The sequence below is a fragment of the Emergencia timonensis genome (genome assembly GCF_900086585.1).
Taxonomy (GTDB): Bacteria; Bacillota; Clostridia; order Peptostreptococcales; family Anaerovoracaceae; genus Senimuribacter; species Senimuribacter timonensis.
On record NZ_FLKM01000009.1, the window covers coordinates 1644195 to 1662000 of the forward strand.

The following is a 17806-nucleotide window of genomic DNA, read 5'->3' on the forward strand; positions in this document are numbered from 1 at the left end:
AGATCGTGGAACTATTATACCACATGCATACCGCTGAAAATGGAATCGAAGCATGTGATTCAATAGTTCTTTCCTTTCGACAACGTCGGAAGATCGTGGAACTATTATACCACATGCATACCGCTGGAATGGAATCGAAGCATGTGATTCAATAGTTCTTTCCTTTCGACAACGTCGGAAGATCGTGGAACTATTATACAATAAAAAGCAAATATATAGTGAAAAAACATAAAAATAGTGTTAAAATAAACAGGTTATTGGATTAACGGATTTCATGGAAAATTAATTAAGAGGTAAACGATGAAACTAGGAATTGATATTGGTTCAACTACAGTCAAACTTGTATTGCTGGACAATAATGATTCGATTGTATTTTCAAGATACGAACGTCATATGTCCAATGTGTTTGACAAAGTCAAAGAATTAATTGAAGATATGTACAGAGAATATGGAGATATAAGCATCAGGCCGGTTATCACTGGTTCTGGCGGTTTATCTCTGGCAAAGCTTCTCGGCATTCACTTTGAGCAAGAGGTCATCTCCTGCAGTAAAGCGGTAGAAGTTTTAATTCCCGAAACTGATGTCGCTATAGAATTGGGCGGAGAAGACGCAAAGATTACGTTCTATGGCGCTACGATAGAACAGAGAATGAACGGTACCTGTGCAGGCGGTACGGGCGCTTTTATTGACCAGATGGCGGTATTGCTGAATACGGATGCCGGCGGTCTCAATGAGGCGGCAAAGCTGGAAAAAATGATTTATCCCATCGCTGCCCGCTGCGGTGTCTTCGCCAAAACAGACATTCAGCCGCTAATCAACGACGGCGCAGCGATTGAGGACTTATCGGCTTCAATTTTTCAGGCTGTAGTCAATCAGACCATCAGCGGTCTTGCCTGTGGTCATACCATCAAAGGGAAAGTGGCATTCCTCGGCGGCCCGTTGTCTTTCTTGTCAGAGCTGCGAAAAAGATTTATTGAAACATTGGAATTAACGCCGGATGAGGTCATTTTTCCGGAAGATTCCAAATATTTTGTTGCCATCGGCGCCGCCATGTTGGCAGATCATCGAGAAAGAGTTTCTTTAAAGACGATTGTAGACAGAATGCAGAACGCTGACCAAGGGCAAATGGCAGAAACAAAACACATCGAACCTCTGTTTAAAGATAAAGAAGAATTCAATGCCTTTATGATGCGTCACAATCAGCATAAGATCAGAAGGAAAGATATTCGCAAAGCAAAAGAAGAGACTTTCCTCGGTATTGACGCTGGTTCTACGACTACAAAGGCGACATTAATAGACAGTGAAAAGAATTTACTCTATTCTTTCTACAGGAGCAACGAGGGAAATCCGGTGGAAGCGACGAGAACGATGCTGAAAGAGTTATATTCACAGCTGCCTGATAATGCGGTCATTGCCAATACCTGTGTCACGGGATATGGGGAAGGTTTAATTAAGGCTGCCTTCAAGGCGGATTTGGGCGAAATTGAGACCATGGCGCACTACAAAGCGGCAGAAGCCTTTTTGCCAGGAGTAGACTTCATTCTCGATATCGGCGGTCAGGATATGAAGTGCATGAAGATCAAGGATAATGCAATCTACAACATCATGCTCAACGAGGCCTGCTCCTCAGGCTGTGGTTCGTTTTTAGAAACCTATGCGAAGTCAGTCAATCTGGACCCAGATGCCTTTGCTGAAGAAGCCCTCTTTGCTGATAACCCCGTAGATTTGGGAACGAGATGCACGGTGTTTATGAATTCCAAGGTTAAGCAGGCACAGAAAGAAGGCGCGTCCATCGGTGATATTTCCGCCGGACTTTCCTATTCAGTCATCAAAAATGCCCTATACAAAGTAATTAAGCTTCGCAATACAGATGAAGCTGGTGACAAGATTGTCGTGCAGGGCGGAACATTTATGAATAACGCCGTCCTCAGAAGTATTGAAAAGATTATCGGAAAGAATGTAGTCAGACCCGATATTGCAGGTCTCATGGGCGCATACGGTTCCGCTTTGATCGCCATGGAGAACTACGTAGAAGGGACAGAATCTTCTATTCTGACCCGAGAAGAACTGGACGATTTTTCTGTAGAACATACCAATGGAAGATGCAACGGCTGTGAGAACCGCTGCATTCTGACCATCAATAAGTTCAGCGACGGATCAAAATTTGTCACGGGAAACAGGTGTGAAAAAGGGGCGGGCGGCGCACAGCATGCCAATAAGCTGCCTAATCTCTATGAATATAAATTCCAGAGACTGTTTGGTTACAAGCCGATTTCTGATTTTGATGCGACAAGAGGAACTGTGGCCATCCCCAGGGTGCTGAACATGTACGAGGATTATCCTTTTTGGTTCACGTTCTTTACAGAGCTGAAGTTCAGAGTGGTATTATCGCCGCCATCCAGCAAGGCGATTTACGAGATGGGTATGGAGACCATCGCTTCTGATACAGCCTGCTACCCGGCGAAGCTGGTCCACGGTCATATCAAGTGGCTGGTAGACAACGGAGAACAGTGGATTTTCTATCCTTGTCTGAACTACGAAAGAAACGAAGATCCTTCGGCCCCTAACCACTACAATTGCCCTATTGTCGCTACATACCCCGAGGTCATAAAGAATAACATGGATGATCTTTTCCAGGATAATCTGGTAAGATTTTCGCAGCCGTTCCTGCCATATGACAATGACCTGAGGTTGGCGGACGTTCTGACAAAGGATTTAAAGCCGAACCATATTTCTAAAGAAGAAATCATGCGGGCTGTATCCAAGGCGAGAAAAGAGCAGATCAGATTCAAAAACGATATTAAAAAGCAGGGAGAATATGCGCTGAAATATGCCAGATCACACGACAAGAAGTGTATCGTTCTTTCCGGCAGACCGTATCACTTGGATCCGGAGATCAACCACGGCATCGACAAGCTGATCAATTCCTTCGACATGGTCGTTCTGACGGAGGATTCTGTGGCACATATGGGTATACTGGAGAGGCCGATTCGTGTTCTGGATCAATGGGTTTACCACTCCAGACTTTATAAGGCCGCAGAATTTGTAGGAACCTGTGACGATGTTGAACTGATACAGCTCAACTCCTTTGGCTGCGGACTGGATGCGGTGACTACCGATCAGGTGGAAGAGATCTGTCGGAGCCACAACAAGTTATATACCGTTTTAAAAATAGATGAAGGCTCCAATTTAGGGGCGGCTAAGATCAGGATTCGTTCTCTAAAAGCCGCCATGGATGAGAGAGAAAAAAACGGTGTAAAGGCTGTTACCGACAGAAAACCTTACGAAAGACAAGTATTTACTGAGAATATGCGCCTAAAGTACAACATTTTGGTACCGCAGATGTCGCCTATTCATTTTACCTATCTGGAAGAAGCCATGAAAGCCTGCGGCTACAATGCGGTGCTTCTGCCTCCGGTTGACAAGAACTCTGTGGAAGAGGGCCTCAAGTATATTAACAATGACGCCTGCTACCCGACCATCGTCACCCTGGGACAGATCATCTCCGCTTTGAAATCCGGAGAATATGACCTGGATAAAACTGCGGTATTCATGTCGCAGACGGGAGGCGGCTGCAGAGCCAGCAATTACGTTGCACTCCTCAGAAAGGCGCTGAAGGATCTGGGTATGGAGCAGGTTCCAGTGGTGTCGTTTAATACGGTCGGGCTGGAGAAGAATCCAGGCTTTAAAATTACGCCGCAGATGGGTATGCGCCTGGCGGTCGGTGTTGTTTACGGCGACCTGATTATGAGGGTGCTTTATGCTACCAGACCTTACGAAAAGGTACCGGGGACCTGTCAGGCCATCTTAGACAAGTGGCACGACAAAATCGTCAGAAACGTAATCCACTTTAACAAGAGGGACTATTATGCAAATCTGAAGGGCATCACGGAAGATTTTGACCGGGTTGAGCGAACCGGGGAAAAGAAACCGAAGGTGGGGGTAGTCGGCGAGATTTTAGTAAAGTATCATCCAAATGCAAATAACAATATTGTCGATATCATTGAGTCTGAAGGCGGCGAAGCAGTCGTCTTAGATCTGCTGGACTTTTTCCTCTATGGAATGTACAGCAAAAAGTTCAACTACGAACGGCTGTCCGGCTCCTATAAGCAGATGTGGGTCAACAAGCTTGGCATCATAGCCGTTGAATGGCTGCGAAAACCCCTGCGAAAGGCGCTGCGGGAAAGTGAACATTTTGACGAGCCGTCTCACATTGAAGAAGCTGCTGAAGCAGCATCTCAGATCATTTCTATCGGTAACCAATGCGGCGAAGGGTGGCTGCTCACAGGAGAGATGGTAGAACTGATTCATAGTGGAGTTGAAAATGTCGTCTGCTTACAGCCGTTCGCTTGTCTGCCTAACCACGTGACGGGAAAGGGCATGATGAAAGCCATTAGAAAAATGAACCCCAAGGCAAATATTGCGGCCATCGACTATGATCCTGGCGCCAGCGACGTCAATCAGCTCAACAGAATCAAGCTGATGATGGCAACGGCCCACAAAAATATGATTGAAACAAAATAGATATTGTAGTATACTATTAAAGTTAAAAATACTAAAGAATAAGATAGGAGGTGTCTCCATGGGAAGACACGGTACAATTGCCGGCAGAAAAGCGGCACAGGATTCAAAGAGAGCTGCAATGTTCACAAAATACGCAAAAGCGATTACAGTAGCAGCAAAAGATGGTGGGGATCCTGAGTACAATGCCGGACTCAGAGTGGCAATCGAAAAAGCTAAGGCAATCAGTATGCCTAACGATAATATTCAGAGAGCGATCAAAAAAGGAACTGGAGAGCTGGGAGGAGCTTCATATGAGGAACTTTCCTTCGAAGGTTACGGCGCTGGCGGTGTTGCAATTATCGTTGACTGTCTGACAGACAACAATAATAGAACGACGTCGGCAGTGAGATCTACTTTTGACAAGCACGGCGGCAATCTGGGCACTCCGGGCTGCGTATCTTATATGTTCTCAAGAAAAGGCGTTCTCATCATTGAAAAAACCGATGAAATTGACGAAGATGTTTTGATGGAAGCTGCTTTGGAAGCTGGCGCTGAAGACATGATTACAGAAGAGGACAGCTTCACTATTTATACAGACCCATCGGCATATACCGACGTCTATCAGGCTTTGGCAGCTGCCGGTTATGCATTTGTAGAATCCGATGTGGAGTTCGTTCCATCGATGGAAAGTACACCGACTGATGAACACGATATCAAAAAACTGAAGAAATTGATCGAAGTTCTGGAAGACAACGACGATGTGCAGAAAGTACATACGAACTGCGCAATAGATTTGTACGAAGACTAATCCAATGGGGGTATTCTGCCAGTCAGGATATCCTCAAATTTTAAACCATATGTTTTAAAGAACGTATCTTGTGAATATTCTCTCCTTGCAGGCTTCATATGGAGATAAGAATCTTTGATTTTGTCATTTCCGCGTTTATATAAGTAGGTTTCGGAAAAAAAACATAAATTTACAGTGATATTTTCTTCAATATGTATTATAATATATTTAGCCTAGAGCATTCGTTAAGGATTCATAATTGAACCTACACTTTAACATCGGGAATCCGAGTTCATTCGGCCTATGTCAAGCCGCCAACTAGAGTGGAAGACAGAAGTCGGTGACAGGGTACCCACCTATCATTATGATAGGGCGTCAATTATATCCTGACGGTGCATCTGGGTTTTTAATTTTTTGGAAAAGATTGACGAATTGCTGAGAGATGTTATAATATTTCCAACATCTGAATGCGGCGTTGCCGCAAAGTAGCGTATTTTTGTAATGAGGTATAGCATGCAGCAATTAAAACCAGCAGAGATATTAGAAGTAACAATACAGTCAGGGGTCAACAGGGCAGCATACAGCTTTCGGCAGCTAATTATGCTCGGATTCCTTGCTGGTGCATTTATTTCATTAGCAGGGGCAGGCGCCAATATGGCAGGATTTTATTTTCTTGCCGATCCGGCAACTAGCGGTATTGGCAGAATGATATCTGGTATCATATTTCCGTCAGGATTAATCATGGTGTTTTTGGCAGGGGGCGAGCTCTTCACAGGAAATAATATGATGATTGCCGCCGTCTTAGATAAGAAGATTTCAATCAGTTCCATGCTTAGAAATTGGCTGGTTGTTTACTTGGCTAATTTAATCAGTTCTATGATAATCGCTTGGCTGATCGTTTACAGCGGCATGTTGAACGCTGGCGATGGTCTGCTAAACGAAGTCACAGTCGGCATCGCTGTATCAAAAGTTTCACTTTCCTTTGGACAAGCTTTTGTGAGAGCAATCTTCTGCAATTTCCTCGTCTGTCTGGCGGTTTGGATTGCAAACGGCGCTGATTCGACCATCGGAAAAATCTTTGGTATTTTCTTTCCGATTTTGCTCTTCGTTACCGCTGGATTTGAACACAGCGTTGCAAACATGTTTTCTATACCGATAGGTATTTTTGCGGATAGTGGTGCGACAGCAGGTTTAACCTGGACTGCCTTTTTGGTCAATAACCTGCTTCCAGTAACACTGGGAAATATCGCCGGAGGCGGTTTCTTTGTTACAGGTACATACTATCTGGCATATAAACGTTATGAAAAGGCATAGAGCCCCTGCGGGCCTGGGACCTTTTTATAAAATAAACTTCATAAAGGAGAAAACAAAATGAAAGGTAATCAACTTACCGTACGCGGCATGGTGATCGGTGTCATCGGTTCTGTAATCATCACTTGCAGTTCCATGTTTATCGCACTGAAACTAAGCTCGCTGCCATGGCCGATTATGTTCGTGGCACTATTTTCTATGTTAGCACTCAAAGCCTTAGGGAAGACCAATCTCAACGAGATTAACGTGACCCATACTGCCATGTCGGCAGGAGCAATGGTAGCAGGGGGAATGGCCTTTACAATACCGGGTATCTATATTCTCAACCCCGATGCCCAGGTCACCACGTGGCAGCTTCTCGTCATTGCCCTGGCAGGCGTGACTTTAGGGCTAATTTTTACAGCTTTGATTAGAAAGTATTTTGTTGAAACCAAAGAACTTCCTTACGCCATGGGACAGGCGGCGGCAGAAACGCTGCAAATTGGAGACGAAGGCGGTAAAAAAGCAGGCATGCTCTTCTCCGCCATGGGTTTGGCCGGAATTTTTGCAGTGCTGAGAGACTGGTTCTGCAAGATTCCAGTGACCTGGTTCAGCGATAAAATGCTGAAGTACGGCTCTTACGGTGGACTCTATATTTCACCGATGCTGGTGGCCATCGGTTATATCGTCGGTCCGATTTTCATCGGTGTCTGGTTTTTAGGCGCATTGATCGGAGATGTAGGCATTCTCATCGTCGGACAAAAGCTGGACTTTTGGAATTTGACAGAAGCCGCCAGTATCAAACAATCTTTAGGAATTGGCATGATGGTTGGAACCGGAGTCGGCATCCTGGTCAAAGGCATTCTTCCCAAAGCAAAGGAAATTTTTGGAGGTATGTTCAGCAAAGATCGGATTGGGGACTCTATCATTGCCATGAGATGGGCGCCCATTGCAATGGTACTCTTTGCTGCAATTTTGACTACCGTATGTAAAATGGGTGTCGTTGCTTCCTTTATTACGATTTTAGGTGTTTGGCTTGCTACCTCCATGTCAGCCCAGTGCGTAGGGCAGTCAGGTGTGAACCCGATGGAAATTTTCGGCATTATCGTTCTTCTTGCAGCAAAGGCTGTTACCTCTATCGGACAGACAGAGGCTTTCTTTGTTGCTGCAGTTGTAGCGGTAGCCTGCGGGCTTGTAGGCGATGTCATGAATGATTTCAAAGAAGGATACATATTGAAAACAAATGCAAAAGCACAGTGGATCGCAGAAGCCATCGGCGGTGTCTGCGGCGCATTCGTTTCTGTTTTCGTATTGTCGTTTATATTAAAGGCTTATGGGACGGGTGCCTTTGGCGGCGAGTTGTTCCCGGCAGCACAGGCCAGTGCCGTTGCTGCCATGGTGGGCGGTATCTCTAATGTACCGGTTTTCTGGGCTGGATTGATTATCGCCGCACTTCTCTACTGTGTCAACTTTCCGGTTATGACCCTTGGCCTAGGCATTTATCTTCCATTTTATATGTCTGCCACGGCCTTTATCGGGGGCGCCCTGCGATTTGTCACAGATAAATTCTTTCCAAGCTTTGAGAAAGAAGCCAAAGGGCAGATTATCGCCTCTGGTGTTTTAGGAGGAGAAGCCATTGTCGGTGTCGTCATTGCAATCATCATCGCATTGAAGGCGATATCATAAGAAGGTGATAAAATGAAAGATATAAATATCAGTGAGATTAAAGGTTTTCAAATCGGTTCTGCTGAAAATACAGCAGCAGCCACAGGTGTGACTGTAATTATCAGCGAAAGGGGCGCAGTCGCCGGCGTAGATGTTCGCGGCGGCGGTCCGGCAACTAGGGAGACCGACTTGCTGAAACCGGAAAATATGGTGCAGGAAATCAACGCAGTCACGTTATCCGGCGGCAGCGCCTATGGCCTCGAAGCAGGCTGCGGCGTCATGGAATTTCTCGAAGAGAAGGGCATTGGCTTTGATGTAGGCGTGGGTCTCGTACCTATTGTTTGCGGCGCTTCCCTATTTGATCTGGTAGTCGGTGACGGAGCTGTGCGGCCGGACAAAGAAATGGGACGTAAGGCCTGTGAAAATGCTTTTGCCGGCATCTTTGAAGAAGGAAATCACGGTGCCGGCACAGGCGCATCAGTAGGCAAATACCGAGGTCCTGACCGTATGATGAAGAGTGGACAAGGTGCATCTGCAATTGAAATAGGAAACCTGCAGGTGGGTGCAGTTTCTGCTGTCAATGCGCTGGGAGACGTTTTTGACGAGAAGGGAAAACAGATTGCTGGAATTCTGTCTGAAGATGGGAAGAAATTGCTGTCCACATCAGATATCATCAAGGAAGATATCATGAAGCAGTTCGATATATTTAAAGGGAATACCACGATCAGCTGTATTCTGACCAATGGCAGACTGACGAAGGCGCAGTGTACGAAGCTGGCAGCCATCGCCCACGACGGTTATGCCAGAGCAATAAAGCCTGTTCATTCTACGGCTGACGGAGATACCATCTTCGTCATGGCTACAGGAGAAATAGAGGTGAATTTTGACGCGCTTGCAGTTTTGGCGACAGAGCAAATAGCAAAAGCGATTCAAAATGCAGTGTATACAGCAGAGTCTGCCTATGGCCTGAAATCGGCCAGCGATTTTGCTTAAGCATATGATCTTGTAGGAAAAGGAGCGATATACCGAAAAAGGTGTATTGCTTTTTTTCTTTGTTGTAAAATCCGTCATTCTGCCTTATACTAATAGTTAGAAATTTAAAGGAAAAGGATTAGCAAAATGGGAAAAAGAATTGTCATTATTGACGGAAACAGTCTGATTAATAGAGCTTATTATGCGATGCAGCGTCCGATGATAACCAAAGAGGGGATTTACACACAGGGTATTTACGGATTTATCAATATGCTGACGAAGATACAGGATGACTATGCGCCTGACTATATTACCGTAGCTTGGGACCGGAAAGCGCCGACCTTCCGGCACGAAGAATACAAAGAGTATAAGGCTGGACGAAAAAAAATGCCGCCAGAATTGGCCATGGAGATTCCTCTGATGAAGGATATTTTGACAGCTATGAACATTGAGAATTTAGAAATTGACGGTTTTGAAGCTGACGATATTATAGGAACCGTAGCGCGAATTTCCGAAGAAGAGGGATTAGAGCCTCTGATTATTACTGGTGATAAAGACGCGTTACAGCTGGCTACAGACGTGACACAGATTCTCATCACCAAAAAAGGAATTTCAGAATTCGATCTCTACGACAGAGAGAAGATGATTGAGCGATATCAGCTGACGCCGGAACAGTTTATCGATTTGAAAGGACTGATGGGAGATCAGTCTGATAATATTCCCGGCATACCAGGGGTAGGCGAAAAGACTGGCATCAAGCTATTGACCCAATTTGGCAGCGTAGCTAATTTGCTTGCTAACACAGATCAGATCAGCAACGCAAAACTGCGGACAAAGGTAGAAGAAAATGCCCAGTTGGCTGCCATGAGCAGAAGACTTGCAACAATCAATCAATATGTTCCGCTGGATATAGAAATCAATCAGTATAAGGTGATGCAGCCAGATTATAATGCCTTGATTAACCTCTACGTCAAGCTGGAGTTCAACAGCTTTTTGAAGCGGCTTCACATCGAGGATAATCCGGAGATGTCCATGGACTTTGAAGATAGCGACGTTGAGTATCGTAAAACGGAAATCAGTGACCCGAAAGGACTGCAGTTTCTCAAGGAGCTGAACCAGAGCACGCCGGTTATTATCAAGGTGTTCAGCGACAATAGTCATATCGACGCACCGTCGATTTTTGGCATGGCGTTTTTGATAAATGATAATTATTATTATGTAAACCTTGATATGGCAGATATACTGGGTGAGCTCGTTGACCTGCTCAACGAAAAACGGCTAAAGATCATCGGTCATGATTTAATTAAGGACTATTATGCGCTGATGTACAAAGGCTTTACCGCTCCGGATACAGAGTTTGATACAGCCATTGCACAGTACGTCATTGATCCAACAAAGTCCAACTATAACATGAAAACCTTGGCTTTTGAGAACCTTCATTACGAGCTGAAAGATGAAAAAGAGTTTATGGAAGAGAGCGGGCAGATCGACCTGTTGGGCGGTAGCACTTCAAAATATATAGACTACGGTTTTGACTGGTGCCTAGCTGTCAAAAGACTGATGCAGCTGCAGCAAAAAAACCTTGCTGACAACCAATTGGAAAGAGTCTTTAAACAGGTGGAGCTTCCTCTGATCGAAGTGCTGGCGTCCATGGAAGTTGAGGGTTTTAATGTGGACAAGGCCACTTTGGAAAATTTTGGTCTTGTTTTAAAAGAGGAAATAGTACAGCTGGAAAAAAGTATTTACACCCTGGCAGGTACGGAATTTAACATCAATTCCCCGGCGCAGTTAGGCGAAATTCTATTCGAAAGGCTGGAACTTCCAGCCGGCAAGAAGACAAAACGAGGATATAGTACGAGCGCTGACGTGTTGGAGAAAATCCGCGATAAGCATCCAATTGTAGATATGGTACTGCAGTACAGAACCTTGACCAAACTGAACAGTACCTATGTGGAGGGACTGAAGCCGCTGATCGGAAAAGACGGAAAAATCAGAGCGCATTTACAGCAGACTGTCACTGCTACAGGGAGAATCAGTTGTACAGAACCGAATCTGCAGAACATTCCAATCAGACAGGATTTAGGAAGACAATTGCGGAAAGCCTTTGTTCCAGGCTGCGAAAACTGTACTCTTGTAGGCGCCGACTATTCACAGATTGAACTGAGAATATTGGCTCATCTTTCTGGCGATGAGAATCTGATTGACGCTTTTAACAATGGCGATGACATCCACCGAAACACAGCTGCCAGAGTGTTCAATTTAGATTACGATGCTGTAACGCCCCTGGACAGAAGCAGGGCCAAAGCAGTAAATTTCGGCGTCATCTACGGTATGAGCGGCTTTGGACTGTCTGAAGAACTGCAGATAACCAGAAAAGAAGCAGAAAAATATATTAAAGATTACTTTGATAAGCACCTTGCTGTTAAGAATTATATGGATGAACAGGTTGCAAACTGCAAGGCCAACGGTTATTCTGAAACGATTATGGGACGTAAGCGTTATATTCACGAAATCAATTCTTCTAATTATATGACCAGGCAGCTGGGCGAGCGTTTGGCAATGAATTCACCGATTCAAGGCAGTGCGGCGGATATCATTAAAATCGCTATGATCAAAGTGTATCGGGAGCTGACGGAAAAAAATTATCAATCAAAGTTGATTTTACAGGTTCATGATGAACTGATTATCAAGACTTATCAAAGTGAGATTGATGAAATTAAAGAACTTTTAGTCAGGAACATGGAAAATGCTATGGATTTGAAGGTGAAATTAGAAAGCGATTTGAACCAAGGGGATACTTGGTACGATTTAAAGTAATCACGTTTCAGCAGGAGAGAGTAAATGAAAGTAATAGGACTGACAGGCGGAATTGGCGCCGGTAAATCTACAGTGACGAACTATCTGAGGAAGCAAGGTTATCTCGTCATCGACGCCGACGCCATCGCCCACCAGATTACAGAAAAGGGCAGCCCCGCCTTAAAAAAAATCGCCCTCTGCTTTGGTGCAGAAGTTTTGTATGAAGACGGAAGTCTCAATCGGAAAAAACTGGCTGCTTTCGTATTCAGTGATGAAGAGAAGAAAAGACAATTGGAACAGCTTACCACGGTTGAGGTCGTTTACATTATCAAAACTCAACTCGAAGATTTACGCAAAAAAGGAAAACAGGATATCGTCTTTGTCGACGCACCGCTGCTCTTTGAAACTGGCGCAGACAAGCTGACAGATATGGTCTGGCTTGTAGACGCCGACATGGAGGCCAGAATTTCAAGAGTGATGGACAGAGATGGGACTTCAAGAGAAGCAGTCGTAAGCAGAGTTCAAAATCAAATGGACAGCAGTGAGAAAAAGAAGCTTTCGGCAGAAATTATTGATAATTCAAAGGGAAAGGAAGAACTCTACCAGCAGATAGAGTATTTACTGATGAGGTATGTTAAAAAATAAAGGGAAAAGAGCATATAGAGTATTAGATTTTTTACACGAACACGTTATCGCAATCATCATCGCAGTCGTTGTGCTGGCAGGAGTGATTTCCACCATTGCCATTGTCAAAGGCGATGTGAAGACGAGCTCTGAAAAAGAAAACAGTATCCAGTACGAGGAAATGAGTACGATTTACTTTGCAATGGATCCGGTAAAATCGCTGAATCCGCTGTCCTCACAGGATCGAGATGTATATTACATTTCGCAGCTGATGTTCAGCAGTCTGTTTAAATTAAATGAAAATCTGAACATAGAGCCAGATCTGGTATCTTCTTATACAGCTAATTCTGGCAGCGGAACCGTTTCTATCAAGCTGAGAGAGGACGCAAAATTCAGTGATGGATCAAGGGTAACGGCAGAGGATGTTCGCTATACAGTCAGCCAAATCCTCAGAATTGGGGATGAGAGTCCTTACTACGAATACGCATCTAAGATTGATTCTGTAAAAACCTCTGGCAGCTACAGCCTTACAATCACTTTTGAGAATCCTAATGACGCAGCTCTCGATAATTTGGTGTTTCCAATCGTTTCCAGCAGCAGTTATGATGACTCCGCTAACAAAATCGTCGGCAGCGGTCAGTATGCCTATGACAGCTACGACAGTATGAAATTATTGAAGCTGAAACCAAATACCTATTATTATGGCGGTGTGCCTCAGAACAGGATTCAGTTTAAAATCATTCAGGACAAGACAAAGACAACGGGTCTTATGACGACGGATGCAATTACAGCTTATGTCAGCACAGCGCAAGACGCAGATTCTGACGCTGAGGATAAAAAACTCAAGGTCACCAAGATTCCTTCCAGTGAACTTGAATATCTAGGTTTCAATTTTGATAACAAATACCTTGCAAAAAAAGAAGTAAGACAGGCCATTGCTCTTGCAATCGATACAGAATCTCTGATTCAAGATAACTATGGCGGTGCAGGCATAACATCAGATTCCGTCTATTTCCCAGGATTCCTAGGAACCGAGAATAAAGGGGATTTTTATAAGCAGGATCAGAAGGGGGCATCGGAACTCTTACAAAAATCCGGCTTTAAGGACTCAAACGAAGACGGCATTTTAGAAGACAGTAAAGGACGCGACTTTCAATTGACGATTTTGGTAAACAGCAACGATGGCAGCCGCAGCGACACTGCCTCCAGCATATCAGAAGCATTGAATCAGATTGGAATCAAAGCTTCTGTAAAGAAGGTATCCTGGGCAGAATATCGCAGTGAAGTGCGCAGCGGAGATTTCGATCTCTTTTTGGGCGGCTACCAATTCGATAAAAAATACGACTTAAGATCTCTGTTCAGTAAAAGTAATTACTTAGGCTACAAAAATGATCGGATTCTTGCCAGCGTAAAAAAACTGGAAACTTGTATTTCTGCGGAGCAGCAGAAAGAAACCTACGAGAAATTAAAAACTATGCTGCAGGAGGAACTGCCGTATTACAGCCTATGCTACAAGACTTACTCTTTTATTACCGTAAAGGAGTTTACCAGTACCGAAACGCCGACGTTCTTTGATATGTACCGCGGCTGTGATACATGGAAATGGAAAAAAGTAGTGGTGACAGAACAAAAAGATGACAAATAGAAAATTTTTTTCTATTTAGGTGTTTACAAAGTTTATTCCTTAGTGTATAATAATTTTCGCGGTCAGAAATTGGCTGACCGCGACGATATGCGGCTGTGGCGGAATGGCAGACGCGCACGGTTGAGGGCCGTGTGGGTAACACCGTGCTGGTTCAAGTCCAGTCAGCCGCACCAGAAGAATAAGTCGATTGCTTGATGGCAGTCGACTTATTTTATTTTGTCGAAGTTTAGAGGAAATTGTTGCTTTTCGTAAATTTATTAGATATAATATGAACAAGGACTAGCATTTTGTTACTCCTAGTTTAATTTTTACCATACGAAAAGAAACATCAGCTAGATTCAGCTGATGTTTCTTTTTAATTATAGTTTTAGGAACTTTATTATGGTATAATGAACACAATGATCTGACGGCATTGCCGTAATGTAGTGTTCATTGAATCATGACTCACGATTCTATTTCTAAAGGAATCGTCATGGTATAATGAACACAATGATTTGACGGCGTTGCCGCAATATGGCGTTCATTGAATCGTGATGTGCAATTATATCTTCAAAGGAGGCTTGAATGCAATATACCAGCAGTCAGGAACAGACAATTTACCGCAGTCTTGCGGGCCAGCTGCAGCTTGGATTTTTTCAAGATGGGGAAAGGTTTCCTTCCGTTCAGGATATCGCTTCCTATTATCAAGTTTCTTATTGTCCTGCACAGAGAGCGTTAAAAGCCCTTGAGAGAAACGGGCTGATTCAGCTTTGCCGCGGAAAAGAAACGGTCGTTTTAGCAAAACCTCATGAGAATTATTTAGATAGCCATACATTTCGGCGCCGTTTAACAGCCTTGATCGATTTAAGCCAAGCCCTTGAGCTGCTCTCGCCATGTATTTGTCTGCAAGGATTTTGCGCTATGGATCAAGACACCTATTCAGATTTCCTAACCAAAGCAAAACAGTCCAATCATCCAGCTAAACGACTTTATCAATCGTATGACCAGGCACTTCGATCCCTGGGGAACCAAACGATTTTAAGTTTATATTATGATATCGGCGCTTTTTTAGAAAGCAGTTTTCTGGATATCCTAACAGAGAAACAAGGCAAAGAAGCGGGCCAATGCTTCTTAGAATCTCTAACCAAGTCTCTATGCGACAGTCTGAAGGATTGTCAAGAACATCGTTACGACGCAGCAGAAAGAAGGCTGAATAAACTGCGAACACATTTCTTTCAAAATACAAAGCAGTATTTTGAACAATTGCAGAATAGATTTCACTGTGAAGAGCAGGAAACCTTCATATGGGAACCTCATAAAGGCCGGAAGAAATACTGTGATCTCGTTGCGATCGACTTAGTGTGCAGAATCAACGAAGGCAGATACCCTATAGGTGTTAAACTTCCAAGCAAGGCAGTATTAGCGAATCGTTATCACGTGTCTGAAATAACGATTCGCCGAACGATAGACTTGTTAAATCAATTAGGCATCACCAGGAATATCAACGGGATCGGTACGGAGGTCATTTCTACAGGAGACTTATCCTTGACAGATGAATTCAAACCGTTGATGATTAGCGAACATTTGCGGACCTTTTTGGAATCACTGCAATTGCTGGCGCTTACTTCAGAAGCCGTCATCAGTTATACATTACCGCATTGTTCAGCAAAATCACTGGAATCCATCACACATGCTATCAAGAATGCACCGACAAATCTAGGGTCCATGACAATGATTCACAGCGCATGCCTTCAAGTGGTTATCGACGACTGTCCAAACGCCGCGATACGTGAAATCTATGAAAAGATGCTGTTGCTGCTCCTGAACGGAAGTATCCTCAGGTTCAACGGCGAACAGCTCATCTCACAATGGACGGATGTTTATAAAGAACTATCGGACAGTTTTGATGCTGGCGATTATCAAAGCTTCGCAAAAGCTTATGGGCATATGGCGCAGCATACTTTTAGAGAACTGAAGGAGAGACTGAGAACAGAGGGCATGCATGAAGTAGAAAAGATTGCAGATTTGATCAATTCAGAGAGGAGTAGCTATGGAGACAATTATGCTGGAGGGAACAGATAATATCAGAGATTTCGGCAATACAGTAAACAGAGAGGGGTGTCGTATCAAACCAGGACGGCTCATTCGAAGCAGGCATCTTCATGCATTGACAGACAGTGACATTCTAATACTGAAAGAAAACTATCATCTGTCAGAGATCATCGACCTTCGTACAGTCACTGAGATGCAAGACAAACCGGATCGAGAAATTCCGGGGGCTTTCATGGCACAAATTCCTTTAATTGAGGAAAAAACTGTCGGCATCACCCATGAGGCTGCAACAGATCGAACTGCCGGAGAATGGGTACTGCCTGATATGACGCAGCTTTATCGCAGAATTGTAACCGATGACTTTTCTATCAGTCAACTGTCCAGGGCGCTGAAGAAAATTATAAGCTGTGATGACGGGGCAGTTCTCTGGCACTGCACAGAAGGGAAGGATCGCTGCGGCATTGTATCCGCTTTAGTTTTATCCCTGCTGGATGTTAGCCGCGAAATAATCTTCGCAGATTATCTGATAACCAACAAGACGGCAGCAAAGCGGGCAGAAGCCGTTATGCAGATGGTGTTGAAAAAGACGGGAAGTGAGGAGAAGGCTCTGGCAGTCCGTCAGGTCTTTCTTGCTGATGAGAAGTATCTTCAAGCAGCCTTTGATGCCATTGAAGAGCAGAACGGTTCCACATCAGCGTTTTTCAGCAAAAGTTTGAATATCAGTGCGGCAGAAAAGACACGCTTTCAAGAAAAATGCCTTATCAGATAAAATCAGCTTGAAAACACCTCATGGTTTATGATATTATATTCTATGTTGAAATGCGGACATAGTTCATTGGTAGAATATCAGCTTCCCAAGCTGAGGAGGCGGGTTCGATTCCCGTTGTCCGCTCCATTAGTTCTAAATGGAGTAAAATGTAAAAGAAGTATTGACGAGTCTTTCGCCTTATGCTAAAATACTATTATTGCGCCGGCGTGATGGAATTGGCAGACGTGCGGGATTCAAAATCCCGTGGTGGTAACACCGTATGGGTTCGACCCCCATCGCCGGCACCAAATTGATAATGCTTTAAATTAACATATTCTTAAACGCATTGTAGGAGGAAAAAATGAATCAATTAACAGTTCAGGTAGTTATTTTAGTTGTCTTTATCGGAGCTATGTATCTTTTGCTGATCAGACCGCAGAAGAAGAAAGAAAAGACGATTCAGAATATGAGAAACAGCCTGCAGGTTGGAGATGAAATTATTACAATCGGCGGCATCTGCGGAAAAGTCGTCAAGACCAAGGAAGACTCCATCGTAATCCAGGTCGGCGCAGACAAAGTCAAATTTGAAATGATGAGATGGTCTATCTCTTCTGTCGTAAGTTCAAGCAAATCTGCTTCTAAGTCAGAAAAAGAGGTTGAAGAAGAGACCAAGAAGGTTATGCCTAAGAGATTGAAGAAATCGGCCGATGACGAAGAAGAGACCATTCCTGAAGACGAAAAGTAA

General features: G+C 44.1%; 11 protein-coding genes, 3 tRNA genes and 1 other RNA gene. All 15 read left to right on the forward strand.

Features of this window, described 5'->3' with window-relative positions:
* Nucleotides 1–300 precede the first annotated feature (300 nt).
* The gene (locus tag BN6539_RS18680; RefSeq protein ID WP_067541799.1) at nucleotides 301–4524 is read left to right on the forward strand and encodes a 2-hydroxyacyl-CoA dehydratase; all 4224 of its coding nucleotides are present in this window, start codon (nucleotides 301–303) and stop codon (nucleotides 4522–4524) included.
* 58 nt (nucleotides 4525–4582) lie between these two features.
* The gene (locus BN6539_RS18685) at nucleotides 4583–5311 is read left to right on the forward strand and encodes a YebC/PmpR family DNA-binding transcriptional regulator (protein ID WP_067541801.1); all 729 of its coding nucleotides are present in this window, start codon (nucleotides 4583–4585) and stop codon (nucleotides 5309–5311) included.
* A gap of 206 nt (nucleotides 5312–5517) precedes the next feature.
* Nucleotides 5518–5699, forward strand: a non-coding RNA gene (ssrS, locus tag BN6539_RS18690) — 6S RNA.
* Nucleotides 5700–5803: 104 nt separating this feature from the next.
* A complete protein-coding gene (locus tag BN6539_RS18695; RefSeq protein WP_067541802.1) occupies nucleotides 5804–6604 on the forward strand; it encodes a formate/nitrite transporter family protein in 801 nt (266 codons plus the stop codon).
* Nucleotides 6605–6661: 57 nt separating this feature from the next.
* Nucleotides 6662–8266 (forward strand): OPT/YSL family transporter, encoded by a 1605-nt coding sequence (locus BN6539_RS18700; RefSeq protein WP_067541804.1) that lies wholly within the window; start codon nucleotides 6662–6664, stop codon nucleotides 8264–8266.
* A 12-nt stretch (nucleotides 8267–8278) separates the two neighbouring features.
* Complete coding sequence (locus BN6539_RS18705) at nucleotides 8279–9238, forward strand: P1 family peptidase (protein ID WP_067541805.1); 960 nt, start codon at nucleotides 8279–8281, stop codon at nucleotides 9236–9238.
* A 126-nt stretch (nucleotides 9239–9364) separates the two neighbouring features.
* A complete protein-coding gene (gene polA / locus BN6539_RS18710) occupies nucleotides 9365–12034 on the forward strand; it encodes a DNA polymerase I (protein ID WP_067541807.1) in 2670 nt (889 codons plus the stop codon).
* Between the two features lie 24 nt (nucleotides 12035–12058).
* On the forward strand, nucleotides 12059–12658 hold the full coding sequence (gene coaE, locus BN6539_RS18715; protein ID WP_067541809.1) for a dephospho-CoA kinase: 600 nt from the start codon (nucleotides 12059–12061) through the stop codon (nucleotides 12656–12658).
* Nucleotides 12645–14282 carry an ABC transporter substrate-binding protein gene (locus tag BN6539_RS18720; RefSeq protein WP_067541811.1) on the forward strand — a complete coding sequence of 546 codons (1638 nt, stop codon included), beginning with the start codon at nucleotides 12645–12647 and terminating at the stop codon, nucleotides 14280–14282. Before coaE ends, BN6539_RS18720 begins: the two co-directional genes overlap by 14 nt.
* 89 nt (nucleotides 14283–14371) lie before the next feature.
* Nucleotides 14372–14455, forward strand: a tRNA-Leu gene (locus BN6539_RS18725).
* 391 nt (nucleotides 14456–14846) lie between these two features.
* On the forward strand, nucleotides 14847–16343 hold the full coding sequence (locus BN6539_RS18730) for a GntR family transcriptional regulator (protein WP_067541813.1): 1497 nt from the start codon (nucleotides 14847–14849) through the stop codon (nucleotides 16341–16343).
* Nucleotides 16312–17082 (forward strand): tyrosine-protein phosphatase, encoded by a 771-nt coding sequence (locus BN6539_RS18735; RefSeq protein ID WP_067541815.1) that lies wholly within the window; start codon nucleotides 16312–16314, stop codon nucleotides 17080–17082. Before BN6539_RS18730 ends, BN6539_RS18735 begins: the two co-directional genes overlap by 32 nt.
* A 52-nt stretch (nucleotides 17083–17134) precedes the next feature.
* Nucleotides 17135–17208: transfer RNA gene (locus tag BN6539_RS18740), tRNA-Gly, on the forward strand.
* 74 nt (nucleotides 17209–17282) lie between these two features.
* Nucleotides 17283–17369: transfer RNA gene (locus tag BN6539_RS18745), tRNA-Leu, on the forward strand.
* 53 nt (nucleotides 17370–17422) lie between these two features.
* A complete protein-coding gene (gene yajC, locus BN6539_RS18750) occupies nucleotides 17423–17806 on the forward strand; it encodes a preprotein translocase subunit YajC (RefSeq protein WP_067541817.1) in 384 nt (127 codons plus the stop codon).